The sequence below is a fragment of the Paenibacillus sp. UNC217MF genome, from assembly GCF_000686865.1.
Lineage (GTDB): Bacteria > Bacillota > Bacilli > Paenibacillales > Paenibacillaceae > Paenibacillus_B > Paenibacillus_B suaedae.
On record NZ_KK366028.1, the window covers coordinates 153,184 to 170,910 of the forward strand.

Sequence of the window (17,727 nt, forward strand, 5' to 3'; positions counted from 1 at the left end):
TCTGGCTTTGCTGCAAGTAGCCGGATGCGAAGGCCATAATCTACACAACTTTTATTTCACAAGCGGCTGAATCTTGTCTTTCACCTTCTTCAAGCCTTCTTCCATGCTTACGGTACCCCTCAGAATGGCATCAACCTGTACGGCGAACTCCGCAATATACTCGTTGGCGAAGGAAGTGGCTGGGAAAGAGCGCAAGTTCTGGCTCGTGGAGTAATCCAAGAACTCCTTGAACCCTGGCACATCATTATAGGCGGGATTCTTCAATGCAGACAGCTTCGTCGGCAAATTCCCAATCGCTGCCGTGAATTCGGCCATCTGCTGCGGCTCTGTCATCCACTTCAGGAACTTCCAAGAAGCATCCGGATGCTTTACACCCTTCGGGATGTAGAATACGCTTGTCGTTACATTGCCTGGGTTCTTCAGCTCTGGGTGATTCTCGTCGTAAGGAATAGGGGCGATGCCGTAGTTGAGAGTAGGAGCGAACTGCTTAATAAAGGTTGGCAGCCACTCGCCGTCAATCGTCATGGCATACTTGCCGGAGAAGAACGGATTCTGAGCGGACATATATTGCCCGAGACCGGAAGAGAAACGATCTAGATTAGCTGAGCCGTACTGATCCCAGATGCCCTTGGATAGTTCGAGCGCAGCTTTGACCCCAGCATTGTCGGGTGTTACCTGCTTCGCAGCCACATCGTAGAACGAGCCATTGTACGCATTCGCGAAGGTGTACGTATCCATTCCCGGCCATAATCCGAGCCGTTGCAGGCGGCCTCCATTCTCCACAATGCTAAGTGCCTTGATGTACTCCTTAAGTTGACTGATCGTCTCCGGCGGCCCGTTGAAGCCAGCCTCCTTCAAAATATCTTTGTTATAAAACAGCATCGTTACGTGCATGGCAATCGGTATGGCATATGTGTTACCGTCGTGCTGGGAAGTGCTGATCGCAGCGGGCACGAAGTCTTTCATATCAACGCCGTCTTTAGTGATGTAATCATCAAGCGGCATCATGGCCCCGCGAAGTCCCCAGGGCACTACATTTTGCCCGAATTGGGACGCGATATCGGGAGGATTGCCTCCCGTGATGGCGGTCAACTGCTTCTGATAATCACTCTGGGACAACCCCTTCACCTGAATATCCGGATTGGCAGAGTTCCACTTGGCAATCAGCTTCTCCAGCGCTGCTGCCTCCGGCCCAGTCCATCCATACCAGAAGCTTAGTTCTACCTTGTCCTTGGAGGATGAATTGCCAGACGCTCCTTCTTCGCTGGAGGTGTCCCCCCCAGAACAACCTGCAAGCATGGAGAACGCGAGAATGAATGCAAGACACCACATCAACGGCTTTCTTTTCATGACTTTTCCCCCTCCATCATTCAAAAATGTATACTTCCGCTCTTCCTATTACACAGAGTGTGCGCGTAGGGAATGCTGCCTGAAGCACCTGGAAGTGTTCAAATATCGTCGTCAATTTCCCTCCCTTCTGGGCTTGGAGTATTCCCATGGTAGCATGTATGCGCTTTATTTTGATTTCATTTTCGTGTGCAAAAGTGGGATTATCGTATGCGTGGCGTGCCTGGCTCCTGCTGGATCGCTTGCTTGCGGTAGGAGGTAGGGGAAATGCCGGTGTATTTCTTGAAGATGCGGCAGAAATAAGAAAGTTCGTTGAATCCGATCGCATAGCAGACATCGGTAACGGACAGTTCGGGCTGCTTCAACATCGTAAGGGCATGAAACATGCGAAGATCCGCTAGGTAACGATTGAATGTCTTGCCTGTCCATGCTTTGAATATGCTGCAGAAGGTGGAGCGGGACAATTTCGCTAGCGAGCAGAGCGTGTCCAAATGAAGGTCCTCATGATAGGCTGCATGGATATAATCGATGACCCCTGTCATAATCGAGCGATATTTCTCGGTTTTCTCGTATCCCTCCTGCACAAGATCCTTGTTAATTTCCCGGATGAGCATCGAGAGGAGGAGAAGCAGGTTGGATTTCAGTACGATTTGGAAGAAAGGGGATCGCCGCTCATATTCGGCAAGCATTTCTTTAAGCACATGACGGACGCGCATTTCCGTAATGTGTTCGAGTGTAATTTTTGATTGTATGCTATCATCGCCGCTGAGGAAGTATTCCAGATAGGCAACATCGAAAAAGAGGGGTTCCATCGGTTTCTCCTCGAAGCGCTCGTTAATAAAAGAAGGCATAAACTCACAGCCGTAGATCTCGATGTTCTGATCAGGGGGAATATCAATACTGTGCAAGGTATATGGGGGGATGACAAAAATATCACCCTGTTCAATCTCGAATTGCCGATTGCTGACGGTATGCCGGAAAGCCCCTTTTGCCACATACCAAATTTGAAAATAGTCGTGGCAGTGATAGGTCAGACTATGCTGCCTGTACAGCCTGTACATTTTGCAGGGCAAGTCTTCGAGCATTTCCATTTTGGATGTGAAGTAGATAATGCCTGAATGAGTCCATTTCCCAATGTCGGCTGCTTTCCACTGAATATCCAATGCCGTTCACTCCTTTGCATCTTGTAAATGGGGATCGTCTGAAGAGAATGCCATTCCATCAAGCATGCTAGTCAGTTAGCTGTAAGATGCAAATATCCTCCCGCAGAAGAAGTGCAGGAGGATATTTATCTTATTGCAAGTATATTCGCGTGCCCCTCGTAACCTTGACTGCGTTTCACAGATTACAGGGTTTGTCCGCTGTCTACCGTGATGATTTGCCCCGTCATCGCTTCTTGCTCCAAGGCGGAGCAGATGAACTGAGCTATATCTTCTGGTGTGGAGATGCGCTGCAGCAACAGATTCGGAGCCAGACGCTGCATCCGTTCTTCCTGACCAAGCCACCATCTTGTTGCTACCGCCCCCGGAACGACGCAATTGACCCGAATGCTGGGTGCAAGCGCTCGTGCTAAGGATTTGGTCAAGCCATGAACTGCCGCCTTGGATACCGCATAGGGAAGGGAAGAGCCGAGTCCCGTCTGTCCAGCTATACTGCCGACGTTGACGATCGCACCACACTGCTTCTCCTTCATATAAGGTGCGGCGGCCCGCGCACAGTAGAACATCCCCTTCACATTCACACCGAACATCTCATCCCATATGTCCTCCGTTGCAGCGTCGAGATTCTCCATCGGAATATGCTTCGTAATGCCTGCGTTGTTTACCAGTACATCAATCGTCCCGAAGGCCTGCACAATCTTATCAACCATTGCTCTAACTTCATCATCTTGCGAAATATCAGCTTGAACCGCTATGGCGCGCCCGCCACTTGCACGAATGAGTTGTACGGTTTCTTCTGCATCGGCCTCGGAACGCGAGTAGTTAATGGCAACCGCTGCTCCACGCTTTGATAGAGTAAGAGCGACCGCCCTGCCAATTCCGGTGCCTCCACCCGTTACGACTGCCACTTTATGCTTCAAATTCATACGTATTCTCCTCTCCTGTTCATCCTATGTCCATTGTATCGGATGCCTATCTATCTGTATAATTGAATGATATGAAGAGATGATTCAATAATATTGAACTTATGAGCAGGAGTACGCTAATGGATATCAAAACCTTAAAAACATTCCAGTGTATCGTTAAATACGGCAGCTTTAACCGTGCAGCAGAGGAAATGAACTACGCACAATCTACCATTACGATGCAAATACAGAAGTTGGAGAAGGAGATGGGCGCACAGCTTTTTGACCGAGGAAAAACGATTCAACTAACAGAGGCAGGCAGAATGTTCTACGAACAGAGCCTGGATATTGTACATCGCATGGAACAGCTGCAGATCAATATTGCGGATATGAGCAACGGGGAAGCAGGATCAGTCCGCATTGGCGTAACGGAACCGACGGCTAGCCATCGGCTGCCTATTCAGATCGCACAATTCATGAACAACTATCCGAGGATTCGTATTGCTGTAGAAATTGCGAGCACGCCTGTATTGGCGGAGAAGCTGCTTCGCGGCGAAATTGATTTTGCGATTTGCTCGTCTCCAGAGGTAGGCACCGATCTTCACTTTGAACCGCTATTCGTAGAGAAGTTTGTTCTGTTATTGCCAGAAAATCATTCGCTCACTGCACGCAATACCATTCAACTGGCAGATATCGAGGGGCATCGCTTATTGATCACAGCAGCGACTTGTCCGTATCGCAAAAAGCTTGATTTCATCCTGCGGGAAGCCGGACAGTTATCTATGGACACCATGGAGATTGGCAGCATGACGGCACTGCAGCATTACGTACAAAGGGGGCTAGGAATTGCCTTAGTCCCAAAAATAATGGTGAACCCGATACCAGAAGGGACAACTGTACGAGCGATAGACGGAGTCGAAGTGGACATGCTGTCCGGCATGCTTAGTAGATCAGGGGAACATCCGTTAAAGTGTGCAGCCGCAAATATATATCGGTTTTTGGAGAGGGAACTTCGCCAGAACTGATGTGGACGAATGTTTAGCTTATCTGTAACAAGTCTGCAAAACGTTGAAATTATTGTTAAGGAGTTAATATTTATTGACTAACAATAAATACTGATCTACAATGGGTCTCAAATCCATAGAAAACGGAAGTTGAGGCTGGGGAAATGAAAACATCCATGAGTTCAAGAGTTGTGAACATCATTGTGGCATGCGGTATTGTGTTAACCTTGCTCGCGCTTTTGGCGACTCCTTTACTGCTGACCGCCTTTTTGAAGAGTGCCTATTCGATTCTAGATCAGGACATGGTGACGGTGATTACGAGCAGTATCTATTTATGCGCGGTGCCGTTTGTGATGGCTTTATTTCAGCTCAAGAAACTTAGTAAAATAGCGGTAGGCGGCAATCCGTTCACCTATCATACCGCAAAGGCATTGAAAGTCATTGCAGTCTGTGCATTTATTGAGATTATCTTGTTCAATGGTTGTTCCGTATTTTTGATATACGCTTACGATCTATTCTTGTATGCGGCGACTATCGTCCCGATGGTAGTCGTAACGTTCATTGCGCTAACAGGTGGGTTATTGAGCTTAACCTTGGCTCAGTTGTTTGAGGAGGCTGCGAGAATCAAGGAGGAAAACGATCAAACGATATAAAGCGAGGTTATAGTTGTGGCAATTATCGTGAATCTGGATGTAATGATGGCCAAGCGGAAGATGAGTTCAACCGAGCTCTCGAAGCAATTGGGCATCACGATGGCTAACCTGTCGATATTGAAGACGAATAAAGCGAAGGCGGTACGCTTCTCTACACTCGATGCACTATGCAAAATTTTAGACTGTCAGCCCGGCGATATTCTCGAATATGTTGAGGATGAAGAAGAGCAGGGAGACAGCTCGGACACCTAAGAAGTGCGGGATATCCGTCAATAAGCTGAACACCACAAAAAGCAATCAACAGCCGTCCGAATGGCCTCGGGGCAAGTGGATTGCTTTTTTTGTTTGTTGTCTGTTATTGTACCGTCACAATCGTAACGCCTTTCATCACATTGGCGGGCTTATCCTTGTTATACAGCCAATAGGAAGGTGTATCCGCAATCTGTTGAATTCGCAGGAAGAATGCTGACTGCGGCAGTTGATCGGATTGAATGATAAGCATATTGCCGTCGACAGAAATAAGTTCTGGTGGAAGGGGGAGCTCTGCCTTGCCCGTTACAATGCTCACACTGCCGGGACGCTTGGCGGAAGCTTCATCAATCCGCTTTTGAAACGATATCACGACCTTGTCTCGCTGTGGTCTGGCGACCGCAGTCGGAACAGGGGCTTCGTCGTACATATACTTGCCGAGATGATATTCATAGGCAGTCCAAGTAGAGAACCCCATGTCCTGTGCTACCTCGCCGAATTCTTGAAGCCAGCTGCGATCCTTCACCATTGACAGGGTAGAGCCAATATCGGCCTGCACACCTAGCGGGATGTTCGGATGGACGGCACGTATCTGATCCACGAAGTTCTGGTAGCTGCGAATATACTGTGGCGGCAGCTTGCTCTGCGGCTTCATCCAATCTGGCCAATGCGTTTGCAGGAAGTGAAGGTCAGGCTGAACGGCCGAGATCATCGCCGCAGCATCGAGCCCTTGCAGCTCGCGGAGCTTGGCAACAGAGTCAGGTCCGGCGTCTATCGCCAGCGACCAAGTAGCCACTAGGATGTCGCATCGGGCTTCTCGTACTCCGCCTTCTCCGTTCATGACCTCATTCAGGAAGCTGTTCACCGCTTTGACGCGAAAATCGATCCAATCCTGATATAGCGCCTTATTGGTCAGATAATAGTCTGGATCGCGTGGATTGGTGAAGTTCGGTATGCGTGGGTGCCCGTACTGTTCCTTGAATGCCGCTTGGGCAAGGGGGCCAACATCGCCGTATACACCACGCTTAATTCCGTCCCATTCAGGGAAATACGGTTCTGCTACCTCGATCCCGTCAAAAGGATAATCGCGTACCAATTGGGCGAGCTTCTGCTTCTTCCATTGGACATAGTCCTTACTATGCGGGGAGAAGCGATAGTAACCGTCATTCACAGGCTTCAGCAGTTCCATTTGCCAGCTAGGCCATTCCGGAGGGAATCCCTCTACGGAGTAAGATCCGTTGCCGAGTACAAGCGCCCATACGTACAACCCTCTCTGCTTGAATGCCTCAATGAGTTCACGATTGACGTTGTTTTCGTTGACGACGAAATAATGGACGCCCACAAAGCCATTTTGGATAATCTCATCAGCAATGCTGGCTGCCGAGCGATCTTGATAATAGCGGAAAGTCGGATCTACCTGGATCGTAGGCCCTACAAGGGCAGGGGAATGTTGTTTCGCAAGTGGTGAGCAGGGATGCAGCTTCTGCTTGGGCGATGTATTCGTGATCGATGACAGTAAGATGGGAGGAGGTAAGCGATCCGTATGGGAACCGGTTAATCCGAAATTGCGAAACGAACGAAATGAAAACATCACAATACCTCCTCTTATGCCAGCTTCTTGCTGCATTACCTCTGCCTCATGTTGAACCAGAGCCTACTGTGGCTCAATTATTATTGTTCCTTTATAACGAATTGGTTCATGAAATGCAAATTGTCCATTTCACTTTTCACTTGCATTACGAATGGACAGCAGCGCAAGGGAGCTCAATCCATTCATACGGCTGCTGCAATGCTTTCATTCCATTTTCAATAATGGAAATAATCATAATTGTCTGCTCAGGCGGAACGGTCGCATGACCAGACTCGAAGAAAGCAACCAAATCGCGGGCGAACAGCTGGAAGAAGTCCGATTCCACCTTCAAGATGCGGCTGCTGCCTGAGTGATATTTTACTGCCATCGTAAATGGGCATTCGTCGCCAAGATGGCGAACTGTCGCTTGCCTGCCATCCCCGAATTCAATCAGCAGCGCAGGGGCTGTCTTCGTTCCAATAGACATTACTCGCTTCGCGTCTGCTCCCATCAGCGAAACAATCGGTTCGATCTGATGAATGGAGTAGTTATGAAATGCACCAGGCCCCAAGCTGGATATAACCTCAATCCCATCACGGTCTGCTTCGGTATATTCCGCTGAATATCGCAGGGCCGATGAGGAGTATAGCGGCGTGCCGTGCTTAGCAGCATGTTCGAACAAGCGAATGGCCGCAGCCCGATCAGGGGCGAACGTCTTATCGATATACGTCGGCTTGCCAGAAGCCAGCGGCAGCTCAGCAAGGATTTCGTGCTGCTCTGGATGGTCAGGGGCGAGCACGATTAGGTAATCACTCTGCGCGACAACTTGCTCAATGCTGTCCAATAGCTGAACACCATGCTTCTCCGCCCATGCAGCATTGCTGAGCCCATGTTCCGAATCCTTCAGGCCATAGGCATAGGCGACCTCCATGGTTCCTTCAGAAGCATTGCGAATCCATGCTGGATAATTATTGGCATGCCATTCGTCTAAGTAATAATCGATAAACCCGATCTTCTTCATGCGAACGAACCTTCCTTCGCGAACGAGATTTCCCTTCTTTGTTCGGATGAATCGTAAATAGCTTGCAGCATCTTGGCAGTCAGAATAACCGTATCAATATGGGAAGGCAGCTTCTCGCCGGATTTAATACAGGAGATGAAGCTGTCAATCTCGTTCTGGAACATATCTGTCTTATTGAACTTCGGCGTGCTCTCCATCAGAGCCCCATGCTTCGCGCTGTAGATCGTGAAGTCTGCGCCGTACTGCAGGCGGATGCCAGCCTTATCGCCTAGGAAGTCGATGTACATTTCATCCACGCCAATGTTTTGAGCCCAAGCGCCATTGACTGTAATGGAAGGACCGGAAGTGCGGATCATTGCCGTTACAAAGTCATCTACATCGTACGTGCCTGCATAATTCGGAGGCCCTGCCCACATGTTGATGTAGGAGTAGTTCTCCATATCCGTGCCCAGCTTGCTATAAGCCTGACCGGTCACGGTCTGCGGATCTGGATCGCCCGTGCAGTACATCACGATATCGAGGAAATGTACGCCCCAATCAATGAGTGCGCCGCCGCCGGCAACAGCCTTGTTCGTGAAGTCCCCGCCAAGACCAGGGATCGAACGCTGGGAGCGGAAGCTGACGTAAACATGGTACAGTTCGCCCAAATCGCCGTCGGCAATCATCTTTTTAATAATATTCACGCCAGTATTGAATCGATTTACGACCCCGATGTTCAGCGTCATGCCTGTTTCATGCTGCACCTTCTGCATCTCCAGTGCCTCTGCATACGTTCTGGCAGCTGGCTTCTCGCACAGCACATGCTTGCCTGCGCGCATGCAATCAATCGCGATGGAGGCATGGCAATAGTTCGGTGTACAGATGGACACAGCTACGACTTCCGGATCATCCAGAATGATATGATAATCCTCAATTGCTTCCCCACACTCGTACTTCTCGACAGCTTGCTCTGCCCGTTCCTTACGAATATCGCAGAAATACTTAATCTCTACCTCTGAATTCGCCATATAAGACGGGATGTGGGCACTGTTCGCAATCGTCCCGCAGCCGATAATGGCAACAATCGTTTTACTCATATCGAATCCCTCCAAGGTATGGGGCCAGTAAGGAACTAGGCCGAATTAGTTCTAGTGACTTGCGAAATAAGTACTCCCATGGTAGCATGTATGCGCTTTAATTAATTTGACTTTCGTATATAAAATTGGGATTATTGTTCGATTTTCGAGTAGGGATCGCCTCAATCTACGTCTTCTACATAGCTACTGCAATGGGCGTGCATATTTTACAGATTCCGGACAAATCCCATATATAGTGGAATCCTTGCCATCAATCCCATATACTTAGAGCTTACTGATTTGAAAATATAGAATGAATGGAGTTATGAAACATGTCTAATTTGCCTAACTGCCCTTCCTGCCAATCGGAATATACGTATGAGGATCGCAATATGCTGGTATGCCCGGAATGCGGGCACGAGTGGTCTGCGAATGCAGATGCTAGCCATTCGGAAGATGACAAGGTCATTCGCGATTCGAACGGCAATATATTGAACGACGGAGATACGGTATCTGTCATTAAGGATTTGAAGGTAAAGGGAAGCTCTTCCGTGATCAAAATCGGAACAAAGGTGAAAAATATTCGCCTTGTTGACGGCGATCATGATATTGATTGCAAAATCGATGGCTTTGGCGCAATGAAGCTGAAGTCTGAATTTGTAAAAAAGATATAAGCGAGCTATGCGAAAATGTAAAACCCACCTAGACAACTGTCACAGGTGGGTTTTATTGTATCCGCTATTCAATTGCAAGATTGAAATTGGGCATCGCTGAGCGACGAGGGGGTCACACTGACAACGTTGTTCATCGTATGCTCAGCTTTCGGACATGATACCGCCATTTACATGAAGCACCTGACCTGTGACATAGGAGGAATCATCGGAAGCTAAATAAATATAAGTCGGTGCGAGTTCAAATGGCTGTCCGGCACGTCTCATTGGGGTGTCACGTCCAAAGGTTGAGACATAGTCAGCTGAGTAACTGGATACGGTAAGCGGCGTCCATATGGGACCTGGGGCGACAGCGTTGACGCGTATGCCTTTATCAACAAGCTGTAGTGACAATGAACGTGTAAAGGATACGACGGCTCCTTTGGTAGAGGAATAATCAACTAGCAGTGGAGCGCCTGCATATGCGGTTACAGAAGCGGTTGAGATGATGGAGCTTCCCGGCTGTAGATGATGGAGGGCGGCTCTGGTCAAATAAAACATTGGGAAGATGTTCGTGCGGAACGTATTTTCCAGCTGTTCGTCAGAAATGCAGAGCAGACTTTCCTGAGGGAACTGAACGCCCTGGTTCAGCACAAGCACATCGAGCCGACCATAGTGTTCGATTGTTCTGCGGACGACCTCTTGGCAGTGTGCTGGCTGACGGAGATCGACTTCAAGCAGCAAGCATCGAGCTCCATAGCTTTCGACCATTTGGCGGGTTGCCTCTGCATCCACACGCTCATATAGATAGGCGATCGCAACGTCTGCCCCTTCTTTGGCAAAGCCGATGGCAACAGCACGTCCGATGCCGCTGTCACCACCAGTAATAATCGCTACCTTGCCCGCCAGTTTGCCGCTGCCCTTGTAGCCTGGATTATCGGATATTGGCAGAGGGTGCATCAAATATTCAAGTCCTGGCTGCACATTCTGATGCTGCGGCGGGAAGGTAAGGGGGACTTGGCGACATTGCGTTTCATAGCTGTAATAAGGAATCATCGGAATCATGGCAAGACATCCTCCTGTAGCTTCATAAACTTACAGGCAGGATATTCGCCTACTCCTAAATTGGTGCTTCGGAAGTACGATCGTGACACATGGCGGAGACTTTATTGTGCAAACGGAATGCGAACATGTTATACAAACAAGAGACTTGTCCCATCGAACACATCTTCCTAGTTCTATAATTAACGTAGGAATAGTTTGTACCTGTGCGAGTTTGGCAAATAATAAACAAGCACAAGTCGGTTACGCTCATGGACCTGTCAGAAGGGAGATGGTATAATACGAGGTAGAACAACAGGTTGAGGTGGCAATTATGGCAACGGCAATTTCTTTTTTTGCAGGTGCTGGTGGACTCGATACAGGCATTCACCAGGCAGGCTTCGATATTAAACTATCACTTGAAATAGAACCTATATTTTGCGAGACGCTTCGGGCAAACTATCCGGATATGAATGTGGTCGAAGGCGATATTTCGGACTATTCTCGGGAGCGCATCTATCGAGAGGCAGGCTTGGATGAGGGGCAGGACATTGATCTCATGTTCGGCGGCAGTCCTTGTCAATCATTCAGCACGGCGGGCAAAAGGCAGGCATTTGAAGATCCGCGCGGCAATGCGATGTTGAAGTTCGCGCAGCTGGTGGAGGAGACACGCCCCAAGGTATTTCTATTGGAAAATGTGCGCGGACTGCTGTCTGCTTCATTGAAACATAGACCACTGCGCCAGCGGGGAGAGGAGCATGCTCCGCTTGAACCGGAGGAGATGCCCGGCAGTGCGCTCACACATTTGCTCCAGCATTTCCATGAATACAATGTGACCTTTGAACTGCTGAAAGCAGCTGATTACGGGGTTCCTCAGTCGAGGGAGCGGGTATTCTTTGTCGGCGTACGCAAGGACTTGAGTACAACATATGCGTTTCCCGCCAAGACACATGACGCTGAGGGCGGCGAAGGGCTGGCGAGATGGGTGAAGCTTGGAGATGTTTTGCGCGACTTGAACGTAGAAGAGCATCATTACCCTCGGTATTCACCGGAGAGATTGTATTACATGCACATGATTCCGCAGGGTGGAGGCAACTGGCGAAGCTTGCCCGAGGAGTTCGTAGAACTGGCTATGGGCGGCGCCTATGAATCAGGCGGAGGCAAGGTAGGCTTCTATCGGCGCCTATGGGTCGATCGGCCAGCCCCAACGCTGCTGACCTCGCCCATTCAGAAGAGTACGAATCTCGGACACCCGTATGAGGATCGTCCGATAAGCATTGAGGAATACATTGCCCTGCAAGAATTCCCGAAGGAATATCATGTAGCAGGCACATTATCTCAGCAATATACGCAGATTGGAAATGCAGTTCCCGTCCGTCTTGCAAGAGTGCTGGGCAGTTCGATTATGCAGCTGCTTGAGCGCATTACAGAGATACAAGAAAAGAATCCAATGGAAGCAACAGCAAGCAGGTAACATAGGTTGCTTATAAGGAATACAAAAGGTGCAGAGATCATTGCTGCACTTTTTTTGTGCATCCATATGTGTAAAAAAATAAGTAGAATCACCTTTCGCGGTTAGGACTTTAAGAGGTTTACATGAATCATTTAATTAACCATATAGGCTGAATGACATGCATATGATACAATAGATGGAACCAATAATTAGGAGGTATACTCATTGATCGGACGTAGCGGAAATCCAACGCTTAATGAAGAAACGTTTGCAAATCAGGGTAACTATGAGAATCAAGAACGAATGACGATCGGCGGTACCGTCAATAAATCGTTCATGGCGCTGGCGCTGCTTGTTGGAGCGGCAGTCATATCGTGGACTATGTTCGCGAATGGATACAATATGAATCCATATTTAATAGGTGGAGTAATAGGCGGCGCGATTCTAGCACTTATTATCAGCTTTGTTCCGACAACGGCCCCGTTCCTTACGCCGATTTATGCGATAGCCAAGGGACTTTTCTTAGGTGCTATATCTGCAAGGTTCGAAGCATGGCAAGGAGGAATCACCCTTCAGGCAGTATTGCTGACAATGTGCGTATTCATGGGCATGCTGCTGGTGTACAGACTTGGACTAATCAAGGCGACAGACGGATTCCGTAAAGGTGTCATTACGGCGACAGCAGGAGTTGCCCTTGTCTACTTGTTCAGCTTTATTTTGGGATTTTTCGGTATTACCATTCCTTATTTGCACGAGAGCTCGCTTATAGGCATTGGAATATCTGTCGTTATCATCATCATTGCAGCATTGAACTTCATTCTTGACTTTAATTTGATTGAAGAAGGTGCGGAACAGGGCGCTCCAAAGTATATGGAGTGGTATGGTGCATTCGGATTGCTCGTGACGCTTGTATGGCTGTACATTGAGATTATTCGTTTGCTTGCCAAGATCGCTAACCGAGATTAATAGAACTGCATGTATTTTTAAGCCATTCCTCTCTAGGGATGGCTTATTTCGTGTACTTCTGTAGATAGAGAAGGCTGACATAAGCTGTTCACTCTTAGGCATATGGGAAGTGCTTTGCTCATTTACAGCTAATATAGGCTCCGTTTTCGTTAAATTTATCCCTCGAGTAGAGGAATTCATCCTTGTAGTAGCATCTTGTATCCCTCTACAATGTAAGCAATTAGACCTAATAGTCATCGAGCCTGCATCACCAGCCACGAGTAGTTCCGGTACTACCGCATATCCATTCTTATATTCACATCCAAATTTACTTTTTCCCGAATAGACATTCATCTTATCCTCATCACCGTATAGGGCAATATCTTCTTACCCAGTTTCGTAAGCGCTTTAATTAATCGAGTCCTCACTCCTTTCGAAAGCGCTTTAATTATTGCCAGACCACACTTTTACAATTTCTCGGTAGCATTCGCCTACATCATGATCATATTTCATTCCGCTTTTGATTCTGGCAAGGAGGTGATCGCTGCCACAATGACTTTGTAATATCCACCGTAACAATTCAAAAGAGGGTTATACCAACAACAGTCAACAAGATACAGCCTCATTTCGCTAACTCCAAGATACGCAGAAGCTTGAATGGTAGGATAGTGCCATTTTTTTAGGCTTGGACAAATTTGAACATGCGGGAGTGTTATGAGATGAAAAAAAGCTTGATGTTGTTAATGATTATCGCCTTGATGGGCATGATGGCTTTGTCTGGTTGCGGTAGTAAAGATGCGGGAAAACCGGCTGAACCAGCGAAGGAGCAGACAACAACGACAACGCCGCAGGAGCCTGCGAAGCAAGAACCTGCTAAAGAGGAGAAGGTTGAAGAATTCTCCATGGTCATTCGTCACATCAACGTCCGTGACACTGCGAAGGCGACGCTGAAGCAACTGGAGGATGTTGTAGCGAAGACAGAACAGGATGTTCCCGGCTTGAAGTTCAAGTTGGACGGGGTAGAGGATACAGTTAACCGTGACGTGAAGCTGAAGGCGGAAATGTCCGCTGGCACGCAGCCTCCGATCTTCAACCTGTTCGGTGGCGATGACACGGTGAAGTACTCTAAGGCTGGACGTTTGCTTGATTTGACTGGGATTTTGGATGAACTGGGCTTGAAGGATGCATTCTTCAACTTAAGGGAATTTACAGTGGACGGCAAAATTTATGGACTCCCTGAGGCTGGTTATATCGAAGGCTTCTTCTACAACCAAAAACTGTTCAAGGATGCGGGCGTAGAAGTGCCTAAGACATGGGATGAATTGATCAAAGTGTGTGAAGCCTTGAAAGCAAAAGGTATTACACCAATCGCATTGGGCTCAGGCGCAGGGGATGGCTGGGCAGCCAACATGCTTGTGAACTCCCTATTCGTCGGCTTGGGCGGACCAGAGCTGCAAGAAGGCTTTGCTTCCGGAAAGACAAAGTGGACAGATCCAGCAATCATTGAGACATTTAAGCGCATTCAAGATTTCAAAAATAAAGGCTATATTGACCCGAACGTACTTGGTCTCAAGTATCCGCAAGGTCAAGCGAATTTCTACACAGGCAAGGCTGCGATGCTGTTCGATGGCAGCTGGGCAGCGAATGCAATTACAGGAGATACTTCTACAGTGAAGGATGTAGCTGGATTCTTCCGCATGCCTGATGTTGGCGGGCCTGGTGATGGCTTGATCAATGGCGGTTGGTCGAACGGATATGGCTTCTCCGCTACGCTGAAGGACAATGAGCTGAAGGCCGTTAAAGCATTCATTAAAAATCTATACACGATCGAGGAACAAAAACGCAGTCTCGTTGAATCCAGCCGTATTCCTGCAATGAAGGGTGTGAGCGGTGTCGAGGGTGGTACGGAATTAGTGAAGGCGCTCGGCGAATCGCAAGGCTCTGCAAAAGGTGCATTCCCAGCATTCGATGCGCTTGTGCAGAAGAGTGTGAAGGTTACGCTGGAGCAAACGGTACAAGAGGTTCTTGGCGGCAAGCTCACGCCTGAGAAGGCAGCTGAGCGTATGCAGCAAGCACAAGATAAGGGCAATAAGGAAGGGAAATAATCTCGTCGTATTGCATAGTTGGGGGCCGCAGCAGCGCTGTGGTTCCCCTTTCTTATCAGGGTTGATGCGTACGGCTGGTTCGTTAGGCATTACAGCTATTACAGCTCTGACCAGGAAGAAATAGCAGCTGATCAGGCAGTCTTCATCTATGAACGGACTCCAGCAGGTGTTTTCCTATCATTTTGTCCCGGTTATGGCCCCACGCTCACCGGATAATGGGAGATGTGAATCATGAACAAGATACTCCGGAATCGTGTCGCTTTCTTTCTGTTTGTAGTTCCGGCACTGGCACTTTACATTACGTTCTATTTAGTGCCTCTATTCAAGTCGCTTCAATATTCCGTAACGAGTTGGGACGGCATTACGGAGCCAGTCTTTAACGGATTCGATAACTTCGCCAAGGCGTTGTCTGATGAGAAGTTTTGGATCGCGTTCAAGAACAATATTTATTTTGTGTCTTTCTCCGTATTCATTCAGGTACCCATTATTGTGTTCGTCTCCATATTGGTCAGCGGTGTAAGACGGATGCTTGATTTCTACAAGCTGACTGTATTTATGCCGAGTATCCTCTCGACCGCTTCGATTGCGGTTATTTGGCAGTTCATTTATTCACCCGATGCAGGTCTGCTCAATCAAATCTTGAAGGCAGTCGGCCTCGATACATGGACAAGATTGTGGCTGGGCGATGAGAATACCGCAATGCTGTCCGTACTCGTGACCAATGCTTGGCAGTGGACAGGATTCTACATTGTCCTTGTGTTGGCGGGCATATTCGCGATTCCGAAGGAGATGTTGGAGGCCGGAGAAATAGACGGTGCGGTCGGCTGGCGCAAGGCATGGCTGCTAACCATTCCGCTCATTCGCCCTGTCATTGTAGTAACGATGCTGCTCTCCATCACAGGTGCCATGAAGGCGCTGGATATTGTACTCATCATGACGAATGGCGGGCCATTCGGCAGCTCTGAAGTTATGGCGACGTACATGTATCAGCAGGCATATGCGCTTGGCGACTTCGGTTATGCGAATGCCATTGCGATCATCATTACGGTATTTACCGCAATTCTCTCGCTCATTTACCATATCATTAATAAGAAGACGTCGAAGGAGGCGGAATACTAATGAGGGCTTATCGATCCAAGCGTATTCTGTCTCATGCCGTGCTTCTCATCTACGTAGTCATCGTTATTTTCCCTATATTGTTCGTTGTGCTCTCTTCCTTTAAGGACAATACAGAGATTTTCAATAATCCTTGGGGATTGCCAGCGAAGTTAAGTTGGGACAATTATGATAATGCCTTGTCGAGTGCACATATAGGCCGGTACTTCGTGAACAGCTTATACATTAGCGTGATCGCGACGACTGCGACCATACTTCTCTCTACAGCGATTGCTTATGCAGTTACACGGATGAGGTTCCCGTCTCTAAGCAAGCTCGTAATGGGGCTTCTGCTACTGTCGATCCTCATTCCACCCGCATCGCTGCTTATACCGTTGTATATGATGATTAAGGACTTCGGCATCTACAACACGCCGTTCGCCCTGATGATTCCGTATGCGGCATTCGGCATCCCGTTAACGACGTTCGTCATCGCTGCCTTCCTCAAGTCGATTCCGACAGAGCTTGAAGAAGCAGGGGTTATGGATGGACTATCCACTTATGGATTGCTGCGCCGTATCATTATCCCATTGACGATGCCAACTCTTGTCACAGTCTTTATTTTGAACTTCATCAGCCACTGGAACGAGTACATTATGGCGAACCTGTTCTTGTCCGATCAGGAGCTGCGTACGCTGCCGGTTGCAGTCGTATCCTTTGCCGACAAGTTCAATATGAACTATGGGGCACTCACTGCGGCAATTACGATCAGCGTCGTGCCTGTCATTGTCATTTATGGTGTTCTGCAAAAGCAAATTATTGAAGGTGTGACAGCAGGAAGTGTTAAGGGGTAATCTAATCGATTTAGCAAATAGCTAGAATTGGGGAATGGGGCTGTCTTCTCGTCATAGAGGACAGCCTTTGTCATGTTGGATAGAGGAAGTGGGTTGCATGCAATTGTGCATGTTCGTTATCTCATATCGGTTTCAGTACCTTGAAAGGGATGCTTTGGGGAAGGAGGATGCCCTCTTCCCATTACGCGAGAAGGCCTACCCATGAGAGCAGGCCTTTGTTCGACGGAGGATGATACGAGGGTGAATGGGCGTGATTAGATGATGGATAGAGAACCGCTTCTAATCAAGTTCAATGTGGGGGAACCTTCAGTAAGCACAAGCCTCTCTTCCGCATCACGCGCTTCTTGCTGGGGCTCGACAACGTATCGATAGTTTACTGCATGTTCAAGCAGATACGGCTCTTCTCCATTCACGTAATCGAGATAGCGTGCACTCAAATTCGCAGTCTGTTCCACATAGATGACTTTGTACATCCGATTGTCCAGCTGCTTCGTCAGGAACACGAAGATTCCGGCCGCTTCAGGGATAAGCTCCGCTGATTCAGGGGTAAATGGCAGTACTCGCGACCAATCCGCCATCTTCATCGCCTCCATTTCGTTTTAAATTATTCAATATGGTCA

Annotated in this window: 17 protein-coding genes; 9 read left to right on the forward strand and 8 right to left on the reverse strand. The window is 48.3% G+C overall.

The features are described 5' to 3' along the window. Positions 1 to 51: 51 nt before the first annotated feature. The 3 genes from BP95_RS0122340 to BP95_RS0122350 form a co-directional block, all read right to left on the reverse strand. Positions 52 to 1,350: an ABC transporter substrate-binding protein gene (locus BP95_RS0122340; RefSeq protein WP_028533282.1), complete on the reverse strand. Its 1,299-nt coding sequence runs from the start codon at positions 1,348 to 1,350 to the stop codon at positions 52 to 54. 200 nt (positions 1,351 to 1,550) lie between these two features. Continuing rightward, the gene (locus tag BP95_RS0122345; protein WP_036667494.1) at positions 1,551 to 2,510 is read right to left on the reverse strand and encodes a helix-turn-helix domain-containing protein; all 960 of its coding nucleotides are present in this window, start codon (positions 2,508 to 2,510) and stop codon (positions 1,551 to 1,553) included. A 182-nt stretch (positions 2,511 to 2,692) separates the two neighbouring features. Further along, positions 2,693 to 3,433: an SDR family NAD(P)-dependent oxidoreductase gene (locus tag BP95_RS0122350; RefSeq protein WP_021257433.1), complete on the reverse strand. Its 741-nt coding sequence runs from the start codon at positions 3,431 to 3,433 to the stop codon at positions 2,693 to 2,695. 119 nt (positions 3,434 to 3,552) lie between these two features. Here BP95_RS0122350 and BP95_RS0122355 point away from each other — a divergent pair, with 119 nt between their 5' ends. The 3 genes from BP95_RS0122355 (at position 3,553) to BP95_RS0122365 (ending at position 5,321) form a co-directional block, all read left to right on the forward strand. Further along, positions 3,553 to 4,437 carry a LysR family transcriptional regulator gene (locus BP95_RS0122355; protein WP_021257432.1) on the forward strand — a complete coding sequence of 295 codons (885 nt, stop codon included), beginning with the start codon at positions 3,553 to 3,555 and terminating at the stop codon, positions 4,435 to 4,437. A 143-nt stretch (positions 4,438 to 4,580) separates the two neighbouring features. Continuing rightward, the gene (locus BP95_RS0122360; RefSeq protein ID WP_021257431.1) at positions 4,581 to 5,069 is read left to right on the forward strand and encodes a DUF2975 domain-containing protein; all 489 of its coding nucleotides are present in this window, start codon (positions 4,581 to 4,583) and stop codon (positions 5,067 to 5,069) included. Positions 5,070 to 5,084: 15 nt separating this feature from the next. Then, the gene (locus BP95_RS0122365) at positions 5,085 to 5,321 is read left to right on the forward strand and encodes a helix-turn-helix domain-containing protein (RefSeq protein WP_021257430.1); all 237 of its coding nucleotides are present in this window, start codon (positions 5,085 to 5,087) and stop codon (positions 5,319 to 5,321) included. Positions 5,322 to 5,424: 103 nt separating this feature from the next. On the opposite strand, the gene BP95_RS0122370 is transcribed toward BP95_RS0122365, so the two are convergent. The 3 genes from BP95_RS0122370 to BP95_RS0122380 form a co-directional block, all read right to left on the reverse strand. Continuing rightward, on the reverse strand, positions 5,425 to 6,909 hold the full coding sequence (locus tag BP95_RS0122370; RefSeq protein WP_152522002.1) for an N-acyl-D-glucosamine 2-epimerase: 1,485 nt from the start codon (positions 6,907 to 6,909) through the stop codon (positions 5,425 to 5,427). Positions 6,910 to 7,054: 145 nt separating this feature from the next. Further along, positions 7,055 to 7,909 carry a Gfo/Idh/MocA family oxidoreductase gene (locus BP95_RS0122375; protein WP_028533285.1) on the reverse strand — a complete coding sequence of 285 codons (855 nt, stop codon included), beginning with the start codon at positions 7,907 to 7,909 and terminating at the stop codon, positions 7,055 to 7,057. Further along, entirely contained in the window at positions 7,906 to 8,985 is a 1,080-nt protein-coding gene (locus BP95_RS0122380) for a Gfo/Idh/MocA family protein (protein WP_021257427.1), read from the reverse strand. The genes BP95_RS0122375 and BP95_RS0122380 overlap by 4 nt, the downstream gene beginning before the upstream one ends. Positions 8,986 to 9,296: 311 nt before the next feature. Between BP95_RS0122380 and BP95_RS0122385 the strand changes: the two genes are divergently transcribed. Then, on the forward strand, positions 9,297 to 9,638 hold the full coding sequence (locus BP95_RS0122385; RefSeq protein ID WP_021257426.1) for a zinc ribbon domain-containing protein YjdM: 342 nt from the start codon (positions 9,297 to 9,299) through the stop codon (positions 9,636 to 9,638). 141 nt (positions 9,639 to 9,779) lie between these two features. Here BP95_RS0122385 and BP95_RS0122390 read toward each other — a convergent pair whose 3' ends face one another. Further along, on the reverse strand, positions 9,780 to 10,679 hold the full coding sequence (locus BP95_RS0122390; protein ID WP_028533286.1) for an SDR family oxidoreductase: 900 nt from the start codon (positions 10,677 to 10,679) through the stop codon (positions 9,780 to 9,782). 310 nt (positions 10,680 to 10,989) lie between these two features. Here BP95_RS0122390 and BP95_RS31140 point away from each other — a divergent pair, with 310 nt between their 5' ends. From BP95_RS31140 to BP95_RS0122415, 5 genes are all read left to right on the forward strand, one after another. Beyond that, entirely contained in the window at positions 10,990 to 12,129 is a 1,140-nt protein-coding gene (locus BP95_RS31140; protein ID WP_036667498.1) for a DNA cytosine methyltransferase, read from the forward strand. Between the two features lie 204 nt (positions 12,130 to 12,333). Further along, complete coding sequence (locus BP95_RS0122400; RefSeq protein WP_028533287.1) at positions 12,334 to 13,074, forward strand: Bax inhibitor-1/YccA family protein; 741 nt, start codon at positions 12,334 to 12,336, stop codon at positions 13,072 to 13,074. Between the two features lie 698 nt (positions 13,075 to 13,772). Further along, positions 13,773 to 15,158 carry an extracellular solute-binding protein gene (locus BP95_RS0122405; protein WP_028533288.1) on the forward strand — a complete coding sequence of 462 codons (1,386 nt, stop codon included), beginning with the start codon at positions 13,773 to 13,775 and terminating at the stop codon, positions 15,156 to 15,158. A gap of 231 nt (positions 15,159 to 15,389) precedes the next feature. Then, positions 15,390 to 16,277 carry a carbohydrate ABC transporter permease gene (locus BP95_RS0122410; RefSeq protein WP_021257421.1) on the forward strand — a complete coding sequence of 296 codons (888 nt, stop codon included), beginning with the start codon at positions 15,390 to 15,392 and terminating at the stop codon, positions 16,275 to 16,277. Further along, positions 16,277 to 17,107 carry a carbohydrate ABC transporter permease gene (locus BP95_RS0122415; protein ID WP_028533289.1) on the forward strand — a complete coding sequence of 277 codons (831 nt, stop codon included), beginning with the start codon at positions 16,277 to 16,279 and terminating at the stop codon, positions 17,105 to 17,107. Before BP95_RS0122410 ends, BP95_RS0122415 begins: the two co-directional genes overlap by 1 nt. Before the next feature lie 254 nt (positions 17,108 to 17,361). Here BP95_RS0122415 and BP95_RS0122425 read toward each other — a convergent pair whose 3' ends face one another. Further along, entirely contained in the window at positions 17,362 to 17,685 is a 324-nt protein-coding gene (locus BP95_RS0122425; protein ID WP_028533290.1) for a hypothetical protein, read from the reverse strand. Positions 17,686 to 17,727 lie beyond the last annotated feature (42 nt).

Bases quoted from the DNA above. Each gene is read 5' to 3' on its own strand.
- BP95_RS0122360 (WP_021257431.1), top strand. From the start codon at position 4,581: ATGAAAACATCCATGAGTTCAAGAGTTGTGAACATCATTGTGGCATGC.
- BP95_RS0122410 (WP_021257421.1), top strand. From the start codon at position 15,390: ATGAACAAGATACTCCGGAATCGTGTCGCTTTCTTTCTGTTTGTAGTT.
- BP95_RS0122375 (WP_028533285.1), bottom strand. From the start codon at position 7,909: ATGAAGAAGATCGGGTTTATCGATTATTACTTAGACGAATGGCATGCC.
- BP95_RS31140 (WP_036667498.1), top strand. From the start codon at position 10,990: ATGGCAACGGCAATTTCTTTTTTTGCAGGTGCTGGTGGACTCGATACA.
- BP95_RS0122405 (WP_028533288.1), top strand. From the start codon at position 13,773: ATGAAAAAAAGCTTGATGTTGTTAATGATTATCGCCTTGATGGGCATG.
- BP95_RS0122350 (WP_021257433.1), bottom strand. From the start codon at position 3,433: ATGAATTTGAAGCATAAAGTGGCAGTCGTAACGGGTGGAGGCACCGGA.
- BP95_RS0122415 (WP_028533289.1), top strand. From the start codon at position 16,277: ATGAGGGCTTATCGATCCAAGCGTATTCTGTCTCATGCCGTGCTTCTC.
- BP95_RS0122385 (WP_021257426.1), top strand. From the start codon at position 9,297: ATGTCTAATTTGCCTAACTGCCCTTCCTGCCAATCGGAATATACGTAT.
- BP95_RS0122425 (WP_028533290.1), bottom strand. From the start codon at position 17,685: ATGGCGGATTGGTCGCGAGTACTGCCATTTACCCCTGAATCAGCGGAG.
- BP95_RS0122380 (WP_021257427.1), bottom strand. From the start codon at position 8,985: ATGAGTAAAACGATTGTTGCCATTATCGGCTGCGGGACGATTGCGAAC.
- BP95_RS0122340 (WP_028533282.1), bottom strand. From the start codon at position 1,350: ATGAAAAGAAAGCCGTTGATGTGGTGTCTTGCATTCATTCTCGCGTTC.
- BP95_RS0122370 (WP_152522002.1), bottom strand. From the start codon at position 6,909: ATGTTTTCATTTCGTTCGTTTCGCAATTTCGGATTAACCGGTTCCCAT.
- BP95_RS0122355 (WP_021257432.1), top strand. From the start codon at position 3,553: ATGGATATCAAAACCTTAAAAACATTCCAGTGTATCGTTAAATACGGC.
- BP95_RS0122390 (WP_028533286.1), bottom strand. From the start codon at position 10,679: ATGATTCCGATGATTCCTTATTACAGCTATGAAACGCAATGTCGCCAA.